This is a genomic window from Nocardiopsis alkaliphila YIM 80379, assembly GCF_000341005.1.
Classification (GTDB): domain Bacteria; phylum Actinomycetota; class Actinomycetes; order Streptosporangiales; family Streptosporangiaceae; genus Nocardiopsis; species Nocardiopsis alkaliphila.
The window spans coordinates 42,246-58,366 of record NZ_ANBD01000044.1 but is presented as its reverse complement, the minus strand read 5'-3'; the positions used below and the strand labels follow the sequence as shown (position 1 = coordinate 58,366).

Annotated in this window: 13 protein-coding genes; 11 read left to right on the top strand and 2 right to left on the bottom strand. The window is 67.9% G+C overall.

Annotated elements, in window-relative coordinates:
- Nucleotides 1-214: 214 nt before the first annotated feature.
- From D472_RS0106655 to mnhG, 6 genes are read left to right on the top strand one after another with little or no spacing between them, the layout of a single operon-like run.
- Nucleotides 215-3,190 (top strand): Na+/H+ antiporter subunit A, encoded by a 2,976-nt coding sequence (locus tag D472_RS0106655; RefSeq protein WP_017603718.1) that lies wholly within the window; start codon nt 215-217, stop codon nt 3,188-3,190.
- A complete protein-coding gene (locus D472_RS0106650) occupies nt 3,187-4,020 on the top strand; it encodes a Na(+)/H(+) antiporter subunit C (RefSeq protein WP_017603717.1) in 834 nt (277 codons plus the stop codon). The genes D472_RS0106655 and D472_RS0106650 overlap by 4 nt, the downstream gene beginning before the upstream one ends.
- 2 nt (nt 4,021-4,022) lie before the next feature.
- Nucleotides 4,023-5,681 carry a Na+/H+ antiporter subunit D gene (locus D472_RS0106645; RefSeq protein ID WP_017603716.1) on the top strand — a complete coding sequence of 553 codons (1,659 nt, stop codon included), beginning with the start codon at nt 4,023-4,025 and terminating at the stop codon, nt 5,679-5,681.
- Nucleotides 5,678-6,301, top strand: coding sequence for a Na+/H+ antiporter subunit E (locus D472_RS0106640; protein ID WP_017603715.1), 624 nt, complete (start codon nt 5,678-5,680; stop codon nt 6,299-6,301). The genes D472_RS0106645 and D472_RS0106640 overlap by 4 nt, the downstream gene beginning before the upstream one ends.
- Nucleotides 6,298-6,630 carry a monovalent cation/H+ antiporter complex subunit F gene (locus D472_RS0106635; protein ID WP_017603714.1) on the top strand — a complete coding sequence of 111 codons (333 nt, stop codon included), beginning with the start codon at nt 6,298-6,300 and terminating at the stop codon, nt 6,628-6,630. The genes D472_RS0106640 and D472_RS0106635 overlap by 4 nt, the downstream gene beginning before the upstream one ends.
- Nucleotides 6,627-7,031: a monovalent cation/H(+) antiporter subunit G gene (gene mnhG / locus D472_RS0106630; RefSeq protein WP_017603713.1), complete on the top strand. Its 405-nt coding sequence runs from the start codon at nt 6,627-6,629 to the stop codon at nt 7,029-7,031. The genes D472_RS0106635 and mnhG overlap by 4 nt, the downstream gene beginning before the upstream one ends.
- A gap of 96 nt (nt 7,032-7,127) precedes the next feature.
- Here the strand turns inward: mnhG and D472_RS0106625 are convergent, their stop codons facing one another.
- The gene (locus D472_RS0106625; RefSeq protein WP_017603712.1) at nt 7,128-7,529 is read right to left on the bottom strand and encodes a DUF779 domain-containing protein; all 402 of its coding nucleotides are present in this window, start codon (nt 7,527-7,529) and stop codon (nt 7,128-7,130) included.
- Nucleotides 7,529-9,052 carry an acetaldehyde dehydrogenase ExaC gene (gene exaC, locus D472_RS0106620; RefSeq protein ID WP_017603711.1) on the bottom strand — a complete coding sequence of 508 codons (1,524 nt, stop codon included), beginning with the start codon at nt 9,050-9,052 and terminating at the stop codon, nt 7,529-7,531. The genes D472_RS0106625 and exaC overlap by 1 nt, the downstream gene beginning before the upstream one ends.
- Before the next feature lie 393 nt (nt 9,053-9,445).
- Here exaC and D472_RS0106615 point away from each other — a divergent pair, with 393 nt between their 5' ends.
- The 5 genes from D472_RS0106615 (at nt 9,446) to D472_RS0106595 (ending at nt 16,116) form a co-directional block, all read left to right on the top strand.
- Nucleotides 9,446-10,549: a hypothetical protein gene (locus D472_RS0106615; RefSeq protein WP_239642925.1), complete on the top strand. Its 1,104-nt coding sequence runs from the start codon at nt 9,446-9,448 to the stop codon at nt 10,547-10,549.
- 121 nt (nt 10,550-10,670) lie between these two features.
- Nucleotides 10,671-11,393: a hypothetical protein gene (locus D472_RS24950; RefSeq protein ID WP_017603709.1), complete on the top strand. Its 723-nt coding sequence runs from the start codon at nt 10,671-10,673 to the stop codon at nt 11,391-11,393.
- A gap of 102 nt (nt 11,394-11,495) precedes the next feature.
- Nucleotides 11,496-13,211 (top strand): serine/threonine-protein kinase, encoded by a 1,716-nt coding sequence (locus D472_RS0106605; protein ID WP_017603708.1) that lies wholly within the window; start codon nt 11,496-11,498, stop codon nt 13,209-13,211.
- Nucleotides 13,208-14,773: a serine/threonine-protein kinase gene (locus D472_RS0106600; RefSeq protein ID WP_017603707.1), complete on the top strand. Its 1,566-nt coding sequence runs from the start codon at nt 13,208-13,210 to the stop codon at nt 14,771-14,773. Before D472_RS0106605 ends, D472_RS0106600 begins: the two co-directional genes overlap by 4 nt.
- A gap of 317 nt (nt 14,774-15,090) precedes the next feature.
- Entirely contained in the window at nt 15,091-16,116 is a 1,026-nt protein-coding gene (locus D472_RS0106595) for a methyltransferase (protein ID WP_017603706.1), read from the top strand.
- Nucleotides 16,117-16,121: the final 5 nt, after the last annotated feature.

Genomic DNA, 16,121 nt, shown 5'->3' with positions numbered 1-16,121 from the left:
CGGGTACCCGACCCGCGCGGTAGTTTGACGTGTGTGTAGCCTAACTATTAAATAGCTTAAGCACGCAAATTCAAGTAGATCCATGCCCCTCGACACGGAAACGACATCCCCTTCGGTCCGACTGTGGGCGGCGTCGTTTACTGCGGGGCAGTGGACGTCCGCCCGAGGTTCCCGGGTGGGCCCGGACCGGTCCGGGAGGGGCGCATTGACAACAGTGCTGGTCGCGCATTTCATCACCGCAGCGGTCGCGCCGTTACTAGTGCGCCTGTGGGGCCGCAACGGCTTCTACGCGCTCGCGATCGTTCCCGGTCTGTCGACCATATGGGCCCTGTTCCAGCTACCGACCATCCTGAACGGCGAGGGCCTGTCCGAAGCCGTCGAGTGGGCACCACAGTTCTCGCTGCGGCTCGGCCTGCACATGGACGCCCTCGGACTGGTCATGACGCTCATCGCCGCGGGCGTGGGCACCCTCATCCTGGTCTACTGCGCGCGCTACTTCAGTGACTCCGAACCGGGACTGCCCCGCTTCGCCGGCGTGTTCGTCGCGTTCGCGGGCGCCATGCTCGGTCTCGTACTGGCCGATGACCTCATCCAGCTCTTCATCTACTGGGAACTGACCACGGTCTTCTCCTACCTTCTGGTCGGCCACAAGGCCGAATCGAAGGACAGTCGCCGGGCTGCGATGACGGCCCTGACCGTCACCACCTTCGGCGGTCTGGCGATGCTGGTCGGCATGGTCATGCTCGGCGAGACCGCCGGGACCTACGTGATCTCCGAGATCGTCGCCGACCCTCCGACCTCCGGTGCCATCGTCGACGCGGCCCTCGTGCTGATCATGATCGGCGCCATGTCCAAGTCGGCGCTGTTCCCCTTCAGCCTCTGGCTCCCCGCCGCCATGCAGGCTCCCACACCGGTCTCCGGTTACCTGCACGCCGCGGCGATGGTCAAGGCGGGTGTCTACCTGGTCGCCCGTCTCACCCCCGTCTTCGGCGACGTCCTCGTCTGGCAGGCCATGGCACTGTTCTTCGGTGTCATCACCATGGTGCTCGGTGGATGGAAAGCACTACGCCAGGTCGACCTCAAGCTCGTTCTGGCCTACGGCACCATCAGTCAGCTCGGTTTCCTCATCGCCCTGCTGGGCACCGGAACCCGGGCCGCCGCCCTCGCGGGAATCGCGATGCTCGTCGCGCACTCCCTCTTCAAAGCTCCCCTGTTCCTCGTGGTCGGCATCATCGATCACGGCACCGGGAGCCGAGACCTGCGTGAACTCTCCGGACTGCGCAAAGCCATGCCGGGCACCTTCTGGGTCACGGTCGTGGCCCTGGCCTCCATGTCCGGTCTGCCGCCCACCGCCGGTTTCGTCGCCAAGGAACTCGCCTTCGGTGCCTACACCGAGGGCGGTGTCATCGACGCCCTGGTCCTGCTCGGCCTGGTGGTCGGTTCGACCTTCACGGTGGCCTACAGTCTGCGCTTCCTGTGGGGCGCCTTCCTCGACAAGGAGGGTGTGCCGCCCACCCCGGTCCAGGCCCCCGGTGCCCCCTTCCTCGCACCGGCCGTGGTCCTGGCCGTGCTCAGCCTGTTCGGCGGTCTCCTCTCCTCCTGGATCGACCCGCTCTTCGCCGTCTACGCCGACACGGTCCCTCCGGGACCGCACGAGGAACACCCCTCCTACCTGGCCCTGTGGCACGGATGGGAGGCGCCCCTGCTGCTGTCGGCGGTCTGCGTCGCCGGTGGTCTGGTGCTGTTCTACTTCCGCCACCGGGTGGCCTGGCTCGGTACTCGGTTCACGGTCTTTCATCCCGAGCGCAACTACCGTCGGATGACGGCGGGGTTGGAGAGCCTGGCCCTCCAGGTCACCGGTAGCACCCAGCGCGGTTCGCTCCCGGTCTACCTCGGCACCATCCTGGTGTTCCTCGTGGTCTGTGCGGGCGTCCCCATGATCACGGGCCGGATCTGGGTGGGCGACTACCCGCCACTGCGCCTGTGGGACACCCCGGTTCAGGTCATCCCCGCGCTGATCATCGTCATCACCTGTCTGTTGATCCTGTTCGTGCGGCGCCGTCTGTACGCGGTCATCCTCGTCGGTGTCGGCGGTTACGGTGTGGCCGCCTTGTTCTACCTGCAGGGCGCACCCGACATCGCGCTCACCCAGTTCCTCGTCGAAACCGTCAGCCTGGTGGTCTTCGTCCTGGTGCTGCGCCGCTTCCCGGCCCAGTTCTCGGCACCCGCGCTCAGAGGCCGCCGGATCTGGAACCTGACGATCGGCGCCGCCACCGGCCTGCTCGCGGCCACCATGACGTGGTACGCCCTGGCCGGTCGGCAAGAACCCTCCATCGCCCTGGGCGGCCCCGATGGCCCGTCCTACGTGGACGCGGCCGACGAGGCCGGCGGCTACAACATCATCTCCGTGCTGCTGGTCGACGTCCGCGCCTGGGACACCATGGGCGAGATCGCGGTGCTGGCCGCCGCGGCCGCCGGTGTGGCGAGCCTGATGTTCGTGCGCCGCCGGGCCCAGCCCCGGAAGGCACCCAGTGGTGTGATGGCGTTGTCCGTCGCTCCTCCGCCCAAGCCCACCAACGGGCACGATCGAGTGGAGCTGGGCGACCTGCGGGTCGCTCCGCAGCACATGCACGTCAGGCCGCAGTGGAACCGCGCTTGGTTGCCCGGTGCGGAAGCACAACCCACCGAACGCCGGTCGATCATCTTCGAGGTGGTCTCGCGCTTCCTCTTCCCCGTGATCATGGCGATCTCGGTGTACCTGCTGCTCACCGGTCACACGGACATCGGCGGTGGTTTCGCCGGTGGCATCGTGGCGGGTCTGGCGTTCATCGTCCGCTACCTCGCCGGTGGCAGGTTCGAGCTGTACGCCACCGCGTGGGTGCAGCCGGGCGCACTGATCGGCGCCGGTCTGGCCATAGCCACGGGTACGGCGCTCGGTGGCGCCATCTTCCTCGAGGACGTGCTCGCCGGGGCCGACTTCTACATCGATTTCTGGCTCTTGGGCCAAGCCCACGTGACGGTCTCGCTGCTCTTCGACATCGGTGTGTACCTGCTGGTCATCGGTCTGATCCTGGATATCCTGCGCAGCCTCGGTGCTCGGATCGACGAACAGATCGAACGGGACGCCCTGTACGAGGAGGACGCGGCCGCGCACGGAGCCCCCGCACGAGCCGAGGAGGTCACTCCGTGAGCGAGACACCCAGCCTGACCCTCGTCATCGTCATCGGTTTCCTCGTCGCGGTCGGTGTGGTGCTCCTGTTGGAACGCAGCCTCACCCGGGTACTGCTGGGCTTCATCGTGATGAGCAACGGCGTCAACCTGATGATCCTGGCCATGGCGGGGGAGCCGGGTGGCCCTCCGGTCCGGTGGTTCACCTCCGACATCGAGGAGATGACCGACCCACTGCCACAGGCGTTGATCTTGACGGCGATCGTCATCACCCTCGGCATCACGGCCTTCCTGTTGGCCCTGGCCTACCGGAGCTGGCAGCTGGAGGGCAACGACGAGGTCCAAGACGACGCCGAGGACCTGCGGATCGTGCAGGGCGAGGGTCGACGCGCGGTACGTCAGCGTTTCCTGAAGGAGCGTCGCCGACTGCGAGCGGACATCCGCAGGCAGCGCGCCGAGCTCCAAGCGACCATCGCCGCCGCCGACGCCCAAGAGCTGGCCGAACAGGCCCGAATCAAGGCGGAGATCGCGGCCGCCCAGGCCGAGCTGGCCCGATTCGAGGTGGAAGCCGAGGACGGCAAGGTCGACGAACGGTCCCAGGAGAAGGTGCGTCGCCTGGCCGACCGGCAACAGAGCATGGTCAATCAGGTGACGGAGCTGCGTGGCCGCATTCGTCTGGGCCGCAAGCGGCTGCGTGAGCATCGACGTGCGGACCGCGCCGCCGAACGCGAACTGTGGCGCGAGCTGCGTCGCCGCATCCGTTCGCAACGGCGTCAGGCACGTCAGACCATGCGGGCAGAGCGTGAACGCCTGGCTCGCGCAGAGGACAGCGACCTGCAAGGGAACGACTGACCATGGGATGGGACCACTTCGCCGGACTCCTGCACTACCTCGTCCCCTTGCCGGTGGTGCTGCCGCTCTTCGCGGCCGGCGTGAAGCTCGCGATGGGCATCCGCTGGCCGCGGGTCCAGCAATGGCTCAGTGTCATCGCCCTGACGCTCGTGCTGGTCATCGGTGCCGCGTTGATGGTGGGTGCCGACGTGTTCGGGCCCCAGGCCGTCCAAGTGGGCGGCTGGGAGACTCCGATCGGCATCACGCTGGTCGCCGATCGCTTGTCCGCGTTGATGGTGACGGTCTCCGCCGCCGTGACCCTGGCCGTGTTGATCTACTCGATCGGTCAGGGCATGGCCGGCAAGGCCGAGGTGGCGCCGTTGTCGGTGTACCAGCCGACCTACCTGATCCTGGTGGCCGGTGTCTCCAACGCCTTCCTCGCCGGTGACCTGTTCAACCTCTACGTCGGTTTCGAGATCCTGCTGACCGCCAGCTACGTGCTGTTGACCCTGGGCGGTACCCAGTCGCGGATGCGGGCGGGCGCCACCTACGTGGTGGTCTCGCTGGTCTCCTCTGTGCTGTTCCTGCTCGCCATCGCGTTGATCTTCGGTGCGACCGGAACCGTGAACATGGCCCAGCTCGGTGAGCGCCTACCCGAGCTCTCCTCGGACCTGGCCTTGATCCTACAGGTCATCCTGCTGGTGGCCTTCGGTATCAAGGCGGCGGTGTTCCCCCTCGCGGCCTGGCTGCCGGACTCCTACCCCACCGCTCCGGCTCCGGTCACCGCGGTGTTCGCGGGGCTGCTCACCAAGGTGGGCGTGTACGCGATCATTCGGACGCAGACACTACTGTTCCCCGGCGTCCAGCTCAACGACGCCCTGATGTGGGTGGCCCTGGCCACCATGCTCTTGGGCATCTTGGGCGCGGTGGCGCAGACCGACATCAAGCGTCTGCTGTCGTTCACCTTGATCAGTCACATCGGTTACATGGTGTTCGGCGTGGCCCTCGGCAGCCAGCTGGGCATGGCCGGCGCGGTGTACTACATCGCCCACCACATCACCGTGCAGACCACGTTGTTCCTGGTGACGGGTCTGATCGAACGCAGAGGCGGATCCACGGCGCTGGACAACCTCGGTGGCCTGGCCAAGATCGCGCCGATCCTGGCCATCTTGTTCTTCATCCCCGCGATGAATCTGGGCGGCATCCCGCCGCTGTCGGGCTTCCTCGGCAAGATCGGGCTGATGCAGGCCGGTGTCGACGCGGGTACTCCTCTCGCCTACACCTTGGTCGGCGCCTCGGTGCTCACCAGCCTGCTGACCCTGTACGTCATCGCCCGCGTGTGGAACTACGCCTTCTGGCGCGCCCCGTCCGAAGGCATGGTCGCCGAGCCCGGCACCGTACTGGAGGACACCGAGGACGATGACACCTCCACCGCGGCCCTGGGTCCGGGCGACGCGGTCGGCCCGTCCTCCCGTCTGGGGGACACCTCCACCGCGGCCACTCCAGTGGTGACCTCGGTGGTCCTGCCCAAGAGCATGGTGGGCGCGACCGTGGCCTTGGTCGCCTTCGGCCTGGCCATGACCGTGTTCGCCGGACCGCTCATCGCCTACTCCTCGGAGGCCGCGACCGATCTGATGGCACGCACTCCCTACATCGACGCGGTCCTGGGAGGCTCTCGATGAACGAACCGCAGACCAAGAAGAAGGTCCGCAAGAAGCTGCGCGTGCGCGCGGTCCGAAGCCGGCTGGGCAAGGTTCAGATCCCGGTGGCCCTGGGGATGACCGTGGTCTGGATGTTGCTCTTCAACGCCTTCCAGCCACGGCCAGAGTCGTTGGGGCTCGCCGTCCTGGGGTTCCTGGTCTCGTTGGCCATCATGATGGTCTTTCCACTGCCACCGATCGTTCCGGGCTTCCGGTTCTGGCCGGTACAGGGCGTCTACATGCTCCTGTACATCCTGGGCAAGATGTTCGCCGCGAGCATCGAGGTCAGCTCCTGGGTGCTCCGCCCCGGCCCACCGGTGAAGAGCTCGGTGATCGCCGTACGGATGCGCACCGATTCCGACCTGATCATGGTGTGTGTCGCCATCGCCACGTCGATCATCCCGGGCAGTGTGATCGTGGAGGCTTCCCAGCCCGAACACGTGCTGTACGTGCACGTGTTGGGCGCGCGGAACCAGGAGGAGGCGGCCAAGGCGAAGAAGGACGTCCACGCGCTGGAGGAGCGCATCGCCCGCGGGATCGGTACCCGGGAGAACATCGCCGATCTGGAGGCCGTGTTGGCCTCTGAGAGGGGGAGCGTGTGAACACGCTGTGGATCATCATCGCCGTCCTGCTCGCGGTGGCCGCGCTGATGAGCATGGTCCGACTCCTGCTGGGGCCCAGCATCCTCGACCGGGCACTGTCCGTCGACGCCTTGCTGGCCTTCTCCCTGACCGGTCTGGGTGCCTACGCGGCGTTCAACCGCGACCCCACGGTCCTGCCCACCCTGCTGGTGTTGTCGCTGCTGGGTTTCGTGGGGTCGGTCAGTATCGCCAAGTTCGTCGCCCGACGCACCGAGAGTCACGACGATGAGGGCCCGTCGGTCTTCCGGCTCGCTGAGGACACGGTCGAAGAGGAGGGGAAGACCTCGTGAGCGAAGAGTTCGTCCAGATCCTGGACTGGATCGCGATTCTGTGCCTTCTGGCCGGGGCGCTGTTGTCCCTCATCGCCGGAATCGGTCTGCTCCGCTTCCCCGACCTGCTCTCCCGTATGCACGCCGCTTCCAAGCCCCAGGTCCTTGGGCTGTTGCTGGTGTTGGTGGGAATCGGTCTGCGAATCCTTCCTCAGGAGGAGACCGGTGTGTTCAGCGCCGGGACCCTGGTCCTGGTGGGCCTGTTCCAGGTGGTGACGGTTCCGGTCGCCGGCCACATCGTGGCCCGGGTCGGGTATCGGACCGGTCGGATCCGTCGGGACCTGCTGGGCACGGACGAGCTGGCCGACCGGCTGGAAAGCGATCGCTTCACCAAGAGCGGGGCCGAGAACAACGTCTCTTGAACGTGTGCACACGGGCGCCGGCCGGTCGGGCCCCTTCCCCGGTCGGCCCCGCCCCATCCCCCGTTCGGGCCTGTGTCGTGGTCGGTCGGAGACGGTTCAGCCCTCGTTCTCCAGCCGAGCCGACTCCTCCTCACTCATCAACCGCGACCTGATCAGGAACCGTTGTCCGGTCGGGGCCTCCACCGAGAAGCCCGAGCCCCGCCCCGGGACGACGTCGATGGTCAAGTGGGTGTGGCTCCACAGTTCGAACTGTGAGCGCGACATCCACACCGGCACCGGGTCCGAAAGCCCCACGTCCAGGTCCCCGAGACGCACGTCGGAGGCTCCGGTACGGAATTCCCCCACCGGATAGCACATCGGGGAACTGCCGTCACAGCAGCCGCCGGACTGGTGGAACATCAACGGGCCGTGATCGGTGGTCAGCTCCCGGATCAGGGCCGCCGCCCGATCGGTGACCGCCACCCGCTCGACCGTCGTGTCATCGCCGTGAGCGTCCATCAGAACAGACCCATCGCCTGCTCCGAGTAGCTGACCAGAAGGTTCTTGGTCTGCTGGTAGTGGTCGAGCATCATCTTGTGGTTCTCTCGACCGATCCCCGACTGCTTGTAGCCACCGAAGGCCGCGTGCGCCGGGTAGGAGTGGAAGTTGTTCACCCACACACGGCCGGCCTGGATGTCGCGACCGGCCCGGTAGGCGATGTTGCCGTTCCGCGACCACACACCCGCGCCGAGCCCGTACAGGGTGTCGTTGGCGATCTTGATGGCGTCGGCGTAGTCGTCGAAGCGCGCCACGGACACCACGGGGCCGAAGATCTCCTCCTGGAAGATACGCATGTCGTTGTGACCTTCGAAGACCGTCGGGGTGACGTAGTACCCGTCCGCCAGATCGCCCTCCAGCTCGGCCCGGCCTCCCCCGGTGAGCACCTTGGCGCCCTCCTGACGACCGATGTCGATGTAGGACAGGATCTTCTCCAACTGGTCGTTGCTGGCCTGGGCGCCCACCATGGTCTCGGTGTCCAGCGGGTTCCCCTGCTTGATCCGGCCGACCCTGGCCAGGGCGTCGGCCATGAAGTCGTCGTAGATGGAGTCCTGGATCAGGGCCCGAGAGGGGCAGGTGCACACTTCACCCTGGTTGAGGGCGAAGAGCGTGAAACCCTCCAACGACTTGTCGTAGAACGCGTCACGCTCGGCGGCCACGTCCGCGAAGAAGAGGTTGGGGCTCTTGCCGCCCAGCTCCAGTGTGACCGGGATGAGGTTCTCCGAGGCGTACTGCATGATCAGCCGCCCCGTGGTGGTCTCCCCGGTGAAGGCGACCTTGCGTACCCGTGGGTTGGACGCCAGCGGCTTGCCCGCCTCCACACCGAAACCGTTGACGACGTTGATCACGCCCGGTGGCAGAAGGTCACCGATGAGGTCCATCAACAGCAGGATCGACGCCGGCGTCTGCTCGGCGGGCTTGAGGACCACCGCGTTGCCCGCGGCCAGGGCCGGGGCGAGCTTCCACACCGCCATGAGAATGGGGAAGTTCCACGGGATGATCTGACCGACCACGCCCAAGGGCTCCTGGAAGTGGTAGGCGACGGTGTCATCATCGATCTGGGAACTGTGCCCTTCCTGGGCGCGGATGGCTCCCGCGAAGTAGCGGAAGTGGTCGATGGCCAGTGGGATGTCGGCGGCCAAACACTCGCGGACCGCCTTACCGTTCTCCCACGACTCTGCGACCGCGATCCTTTCGAGGTTCTCCTCCATGCGATCGGCGATCTTGTTGAGGACGATCGCGCGCTCGGCCGCGCTGGTGCGGCCCCAGGCGGGCGCGGCGCCGTGCGCGGCGTCCAAGGCGAGTTCGATGTCTTCGGGACCGCTGCGGGCGATCTCGGTGAAGGTACGTCCGGTGACGGGAGTGGGGTTCTGGAAATAGCGTCCCTTCACGGGCGCGACCCACTCACCACCGATCCAGTTCTCATAACGTGCCGCGTACTCGACGACGCTGCCCGGCTCACCGGGAGGAGCGTAGATCGCCATGGTCGTGCCTCCTTGCACATGGACGCGCCGGTGACCGTGTTCCGGCGCCGTTCCCCGAAAACGATGGACTGTGACCTTGGTTACACCAAGGTCGCGACCACGTGGCGAAGGCGCGCCCTCGTTCGCCGAGTCCTCGCGGACGACCGGAGAAAGGGCGCATCGGGGCGAACCGGGGCCAACGGCCCGCAGCACGGCACCGAGAGCACGGAGATCGTTTCGCCATTCGGGTCGCTCCGCTCACACCATGTGTGTACCCGAACGGGGCCATCGCTCACGGAGGGAGCCGGTTCGGCCGAAGACCCCGACCGACGCGGCGATCGGACGTGGTTTCGACCTCCCGGCCCGTGGTCGCCCGATTCCTCTCCTGTCAGGGGATTCTGCAACACTTCGTACATGCACAACCCCCCTCGGCATCCACATGGGAACCCCGTACCGCCTGCTGTTCCCGGCGGCCCAGGACGTCCCGACTCCGCCCCCGGGCTCGGACGGGAGCAGCACCGACCGAACCTGCTGCCTCCGGGGCCGATCCTCCAGCCAGGGGGGCCACCCTCCGGCCCGGCGGCTCCGCCCACGCCGCCGCTCCCTCCCGAGCCCGATCCGAAGCTGATCAAGCCGAGCACACGCTGGTACTGGATCGGCGGGTCCCTGCTTCCGGCGTCGATCGCCTTCATGAGCACGGTGCTCATCCTCACCGAGTGGTTCGCCGTGCCGGTCTGGCTGGGTGTTCTCTCCTCCATCACGGTGGCCCTCTCCTTCTGGGCCACGCTCGTCATCGTCGTCACCGTGGCCATCATGCGCGGCAACCACATGTCACGTATGCGTACGGATCGAATGCGAGCGATCCAAGCCGCCCACTACGGGCACCCCCTCGTCCCGCCGCGCCCCTCTCCCCCACGGCCCCTACCTCCCAAGGTTCCGGCCAAGGACCTGCGCCCACGACGCCTGTGGTTCGGGGCCGCGCTCCTGCTCCCACCCGGCTTCATGGGTGTGGGTCTGTTGGTGCTCACCCTGACCGGCGCCAACGCCTTCATGTCCTCCGAACCACCCGAGCTCGTCTCCGAGGTCATCGTGGGCGGAGAGTCGACCACGATGACCGTGATCAGCGAGGACGCGCCCTCGCTCGGCCTGTACGCCTCTCCTGTGGACAGCGGAGCGACGTACTGTTCCATCGACGGCCCCGGATATCCCAGACTCACCGAGCGCGAAGTCCCGCACAGCTGGGACGAATGGCGGCTGGAGTACGCGGTTCAGGTCGACGCCCCGGGCCGGTACACACTGACCTGCGATGGCCCCTCGGACCGGTCGTACGTCGTCGCGGAGACCCGCACGGCGGCCAAGAACGACGACCATGGGGCCGCCACGGCCCTGACCCTCATGCTGAGCGGCTCGGTGGGCTTCCTGTCGATGCTCGTGACCGTCATCATCCTCGGGGTTCGGCGTGGCACCTATCCCGAACGCGTGGCCGGACAACGGCACCGGGCCGGATCGCCCCACTGATCCCTGGTTCCCGACCCGCGACGGAGGGCGAATACGTGTCGCCGATGATTCGGCAACGTATTCGCCCTTCGGCGCGTCATAGCAGGCACGGAAGGTTTCCACTCAGGGAAGAAGAACGACCATGGCGATGCCCCACCACCCCCAGTACCCGCCCTATCCACAGCCCTCGTTCCCTCCCCGGGTCGACGGCAAGGAGCTGCGTCCCGGGCGGGTCTGGTTCTTCGTGGGCGCCCTCGTCCTGGTACTCGGGATCATCGGTGGCATCCTCGGCTTCGTCATCAGCCTCGCGAGCTCGGTGGGTCTGCCCGAACTCGAACACCGGGTGCGGGCAGGCGAGAGCATCACCTTCGAAGTGACCGGTACCGAAACGGTCAACCTCGGTCTCTACGCCAACGGCAACGCCATCGTGGGCGACTGCACCCTGAGCACCCCCGATGGTCGGACCGAAGGGTTCGACTACCCGGGTTACAGCCACACCGGCGCCCTGAACGGGGAATCGTGGCGGTTGGTCGGCGTCCACGACGCCGCGCAGCCCGGCGAACACACGATGGACTGTCAGTACACGGGCATGGACACGACCTACGCCCTAGGGGACGTCGGTAACGGTGAGGAGGACTTCGTGCGCGGTGCCCTCACCGGTGTGGCCTTCATGGTCGGACTCCCCCTCATCGGAGCGATCGTCGGTATCACGGTCATGGTCGTGACCGGTGTGCGCCGCGGCCGTCACCGCAGGCAACTGATCGCGGAACGGTCCCAGGGTCGGGGTGGCCGGCCCGATGGATGGCCCGGTCACCCCGGACACCCCGGCGGGCACCCTGGGGGCCTTGGCCACCACCACCCCTGATGTCGGGAACCAGAAGGGGGTGATCGGTGTCTCACGTGGTTGAGCACAACGCTTACCCGCTTACACCCGATCGCATCCGTCCCCAGAGCACCGGGAGCGTCCGTGACCACCTCCGATCCTCCGTTCCCTCCCCTCAAGCCTCGAGACCCCACCTCGGTCGGCCGTTACCGAACGGTGGGCCGCCTGGGTGCGGGTGGCATGGGCGTCGTCTACGCCGGCCGGGCCCCCTCCGGATCCCTGGTGGCCATCAAACTCGTCCACGGAGACCTCGCCACCGACCCCGAGTTCCGGGCCCGATTCCGCCGTGAGGCCGACCTGGTCGGTCGGGTCGTCGGCCCCTGCGTGCCCAGGTTCCTGGACCGTGACACCGAAGCGGATCTGCCCTGGCTGGCGACCGAATACGTGTCCGGCCCGACCTTGCACCAGCACGTCCGTGAGCACGGCCCCCTCAGCGGAGACTCCCTGCACGCCTTCGCCCTCGGTGTGGCCGAGGCCCTACGCGCCATCCACGCCGCCGGGATCGTTCATCGCGACCTCAAACCCGGCAACGTCATCCTCGCCCCCGACGGCCCCAAGGTCCTCGACTTCGGGATCGCCCGAGCAGTGGACGAGACCGCCATCACCCGAACCGGTGGACTGTTCGGTACCCCCGGTTGGGTCGCTCCCGAACTCCTGCGCGGTGCGCCGCCCTCCCCGGCGGCCGACGTCTTCGCCTGGGGTGGTCTGGTGGCGTTCGCCGCCACCGGACGCGCCCCGTTCGGGAAGGGCTCGGCAGAAACCATGGCCGTGCGCGTCTTGGACGGGAAACCGGACCTGGAAGGGGTCCCACAACACCTAGCGCCGCTGGTTCGAGCGGCCACCGGCCAGGATCCGAACCGGCGACCGACCGTAGAGCAGGCCCTCGCCGAATTGCTCGGTACCGACCAGGCCACCGTGGTCGGGGCCGGGCCCGAAGCGACCGAGTTGGTCACTCGGGTCTTGAGGGCCGGCTGGGAGGCGCCTCCCCCACCGACCGTGTTCACCGGTGACCCGCTCCCGCGCACGGAACCGAAACGAGGGCGCCCCTGGCTCCTGACCGGCGCGGCGATCGGCGCGTTGGCGCTGGTGGCGGCGGGCGCCTGGGCGGCCGGGGACCGGCTCTCGAAAGATCCCGTGGAGGATCCCGGCGGTGGGGCCGCCGCCGCCGGCACCGAAGAGGGTCGGAACGAGGAAGCGACAGACCCCGAAGCGACCGGCTCCGATGAACGGGTCCTGGTCGAGGTCGCCGGAAACGGCCTGTTCATGGTGCACGCCGACACCTCCGGGGCACTCGACGTGACCCCGGGGTTCGCCGGGGTGGGACTCGGCCTTCCCCAGGGGGTGGCCCGGGACGAGTACGTCGTGGCGAGCGTGCGTGTGAACACCGTCTCCGCGGACAGCGCCACCCAGACCGGTGTCCGGGTGTTCGGCGAGGTGGAGTACCTGGCCGACGAGGGGGAATTCACGTTGCGCGCCGGCGACCTCACCCTTTTGGAGGTGGGCCAAGGGCTGGATCCTCTACCCGATGACCCCACCGCGGACGGACGTGGCGCACACACCGCCGACCCCGGGCGGGTACTCGCCACCGTCTCCCCGGACTCCCCCGACTCCGAGTTCGAGGTGGACTTCCCCGACGCTCCGCAGAGCGGTCTGCTCGCCTACCTGCCCGCCGCCGACGCCCTCGGTGGTGAGGCACGGGTGGGCGGGGTCTACACCTGTTACATGAACTGGCACCCCTACCCTCCGGTCGACATGACCGATGAGGAGTTCGTGCCCTGTCCCGCGGAGAGGCCCCAATGACCGGACCGACCACCTCCACCACGGTGTTCTCCCCGCTCCGCCCGGACGACCCGGAGACCGTCGGCGGCATGCGCGTCGTCGGTCGGGTCGGTACCGGCGGCATGGGGACCGTCTACGCCGGGGTCGGCCGTCGCGGCCGGTACACGGCCATCAAGGTCATCCGGGAGGAACTCACCGAAGACCCCGGGCTACGAGAACGCTTCACCCGTGAGATCCGGCTCCTCGGCCGGGTACGCAGCCGTTGTGTTCCCGCGCTGCTCGGCTCCGGACAGGACGGTGGTGGGCCGTGGCTGGCCACCGAGTTCGTACCCGGGCCCTCACTCTCGGAGCACCTGCGAAACCACGGGCCTCTCCCGCCCCATCTGTTGCGTGGTCTGGCCGCAGGGGTCGCGGAGGCTCTGGTAGCGGCCCACGCCGCGGGGATCGTGCACCGTGACCTCAAGCCCGGCAACGTCATCCTCGCCCCCGACGGCCCCAAGGTCCTCGACTTCGGGATCGCCCGAGCAGTGGACGAGACGGCCCTGACCCGTACCGGTGGCCTCGTGGGGACTCCGGGGTGGATCGCCCCGGAGGTTCTGCGAGGAGCGACCCCCACCCCGGCCGCCGACCTGTTCGGCTGGGGTGCTCTGGTGGCCTTCGCCGCCACCGGACGGCCACCGTTCGGATCAGGCTCCACCGAGTCGCTCGCCTACCGGGTACTGGACCGAGAGCCCGACCTGGCCGGGGTGCCCGCACCCCTACTGCCCTTGGTAACCGCCGCCCTCGACAAGGATCCACTCCGACGCCCCACCGCCGAACAGGTCGTGTCCGCGCTGACCGGACACCCCGGTGGAGAAGGGCTTTCGGTGGCCGTGGGCTCCCTGCTGGATCGCGAGTGGCACGGTATCGAGGTCACCACTCCATCCGTGCCTTCCTCGCGCCGAGCCCCGAAGGCGCTCTTGGCTGTGGGCGCGGCCGTCCTGGTGCTCTCAGCCGCCGGTGGTGGGCTGTTGACCGCCCGGATGCTCGCCTCCGGGGAGGAAGAACTCCCCGATGAGACGGCCGGCACCACGCAGGAGGCCTCCGGCGAGGTCACGGAAGGGGCCGGCGAAGCCGCCGAGGATGTCGCGCAGGGTCCCGACTGGGAAGCACCCGGACCCGCTCGGTTCGGCACCAATGCCGAGTGGGAGGCCCAGGTGATCATCTCCCCGGAGGGGTTCACGACCTTCCAAGTGACCCCCGACCGGTTCGCGAGCCTGACCTATGTGTCCGTGACATCGGTGGAAGAGGTTTCCGAGGGGGTGCGGTTCTCCTTGAGCGTGCTCAACCTGTTGGAGGGGCACGACCTGCCCACGATGCTCACCGTCACCACCCCGCAGGCGCCCCTGTCGCCCGTGGAGTCGCCGGGGCCGGTGGAAGTCGGTGACGAACTCGACCTCACCTTCCCCGAGGCCCCCGCGGAGGGGCAGTTCACGTTCACCGACCCTGAGCACGTTCCCGGGGTTTCGGGGTTTCCGCCCATCAGCATCTGTTACGACGCATCGGCCGGGAAGTTGTCCCCCGAACCGGAGGACTGTGCTTAGGGGAAGGCCGGGGCCGGCGGCACGGCGCCCGTTCACGACCGCTGCGCGTCGACCCGCGGCCCCACAAGGGTCCTTTCGCCCACCGAGGCACTCACCGGGGTGACCGGGCGATCCGGGTTCATCGAGGTCGGCCGCGTGCTGCGTAGACCGGGCGGGGATGAACGCCACCGACGGGGCCACCTACCGCTGCGTCGAGGTCGAACGCACCGGGCGAGGGCCTTTGGACCGAACCGCTCGAACGCCACTGTTGGAAAGGAGCGCTCTGGGTAGGTCCGTCCACGGCCCAAAAGTGGGGCGGATTCGACAGGAGACATCACGTGCGCGAGGAACACGAGGATTTCGAACCGGCGCGGCAGGCCGCCGAGCGGCTCTGGGCCCTGGCCGAGCCGGTCACCCCGATGGCGATCCGCGCGGTGGCCACGCTGCGCGTCGCCGATCACCTTTCCCAGGGTCCACGCACGGCCGACGAGCTCGGCACGGCGGTAGGGGCGGACCCGGGCGGCCTGGCCCGAGTACTGCGGTACCTGGCTCGGCAGGGCCTGTTCACCCAGGACGGTGACCGGTTCGCACTCACCGAGGTGGGTGCGGTCCTGTGTTCGGACCACCCGCGTTCTCTCCTCGATTGGTTCACCGGGGACGGTGCGCATGGGCGGGCCGACCTGTGTCTGTCGGAGCTGGCCGAGGCCCTGCGCAGCGGCGAGAGCGCCTACTCACTGCGCTTCGACGGTTCGGACTTTTGGACGGACCTGGCCGCGAATCCGGTGCTGTCGCGCTCCTTCGACTCGCTGATGGGTTCCCGTATGGTCGAGCACGCCCGAACCTTGGCCGGGATGTACGAGTGGGAGGCGCTGGAGCATCTGGTGGACGTGGGCGGTGGAGACGGAACCCTGCTGAGCACCCTGTTGACACGTTTTCCTCGACCACGCGGGACGGTCCTGGACCTGCCCGGCCCCGTCGCGGCGGCTCGCGAAACCTTCCGGACCACGGGCCTGGAGCACCGTGCCGATGCCGTCGAGGGCAGCTTCTTCGACCCGCTTCCCCCAGGCGGGGACGCCTACCTGTTGTGCTGGATCCTGCACGATTGGGACGACGAATCGGCCGTCGCCATCCTGCGGCGCTGTGCCGAGGCGATCGGGGCGAATGGGCGGGTCCTGGTCGCCGAGTACGCCTCGGAGGGTGCGGCGAGCGAACTGGATCTGCGGATGTTGGCCTACTTCAACGGCCGAGAACGAGACACCGAGGCCCTGACGGCCTTGGCCGAACAGGCGGGACTGAGTCTCGCGGGGGATCACGTGTCCAAAAGGGTCTCGCTGCTGGAGTTCACCCTGGGCCATCCAATGTGATGCGT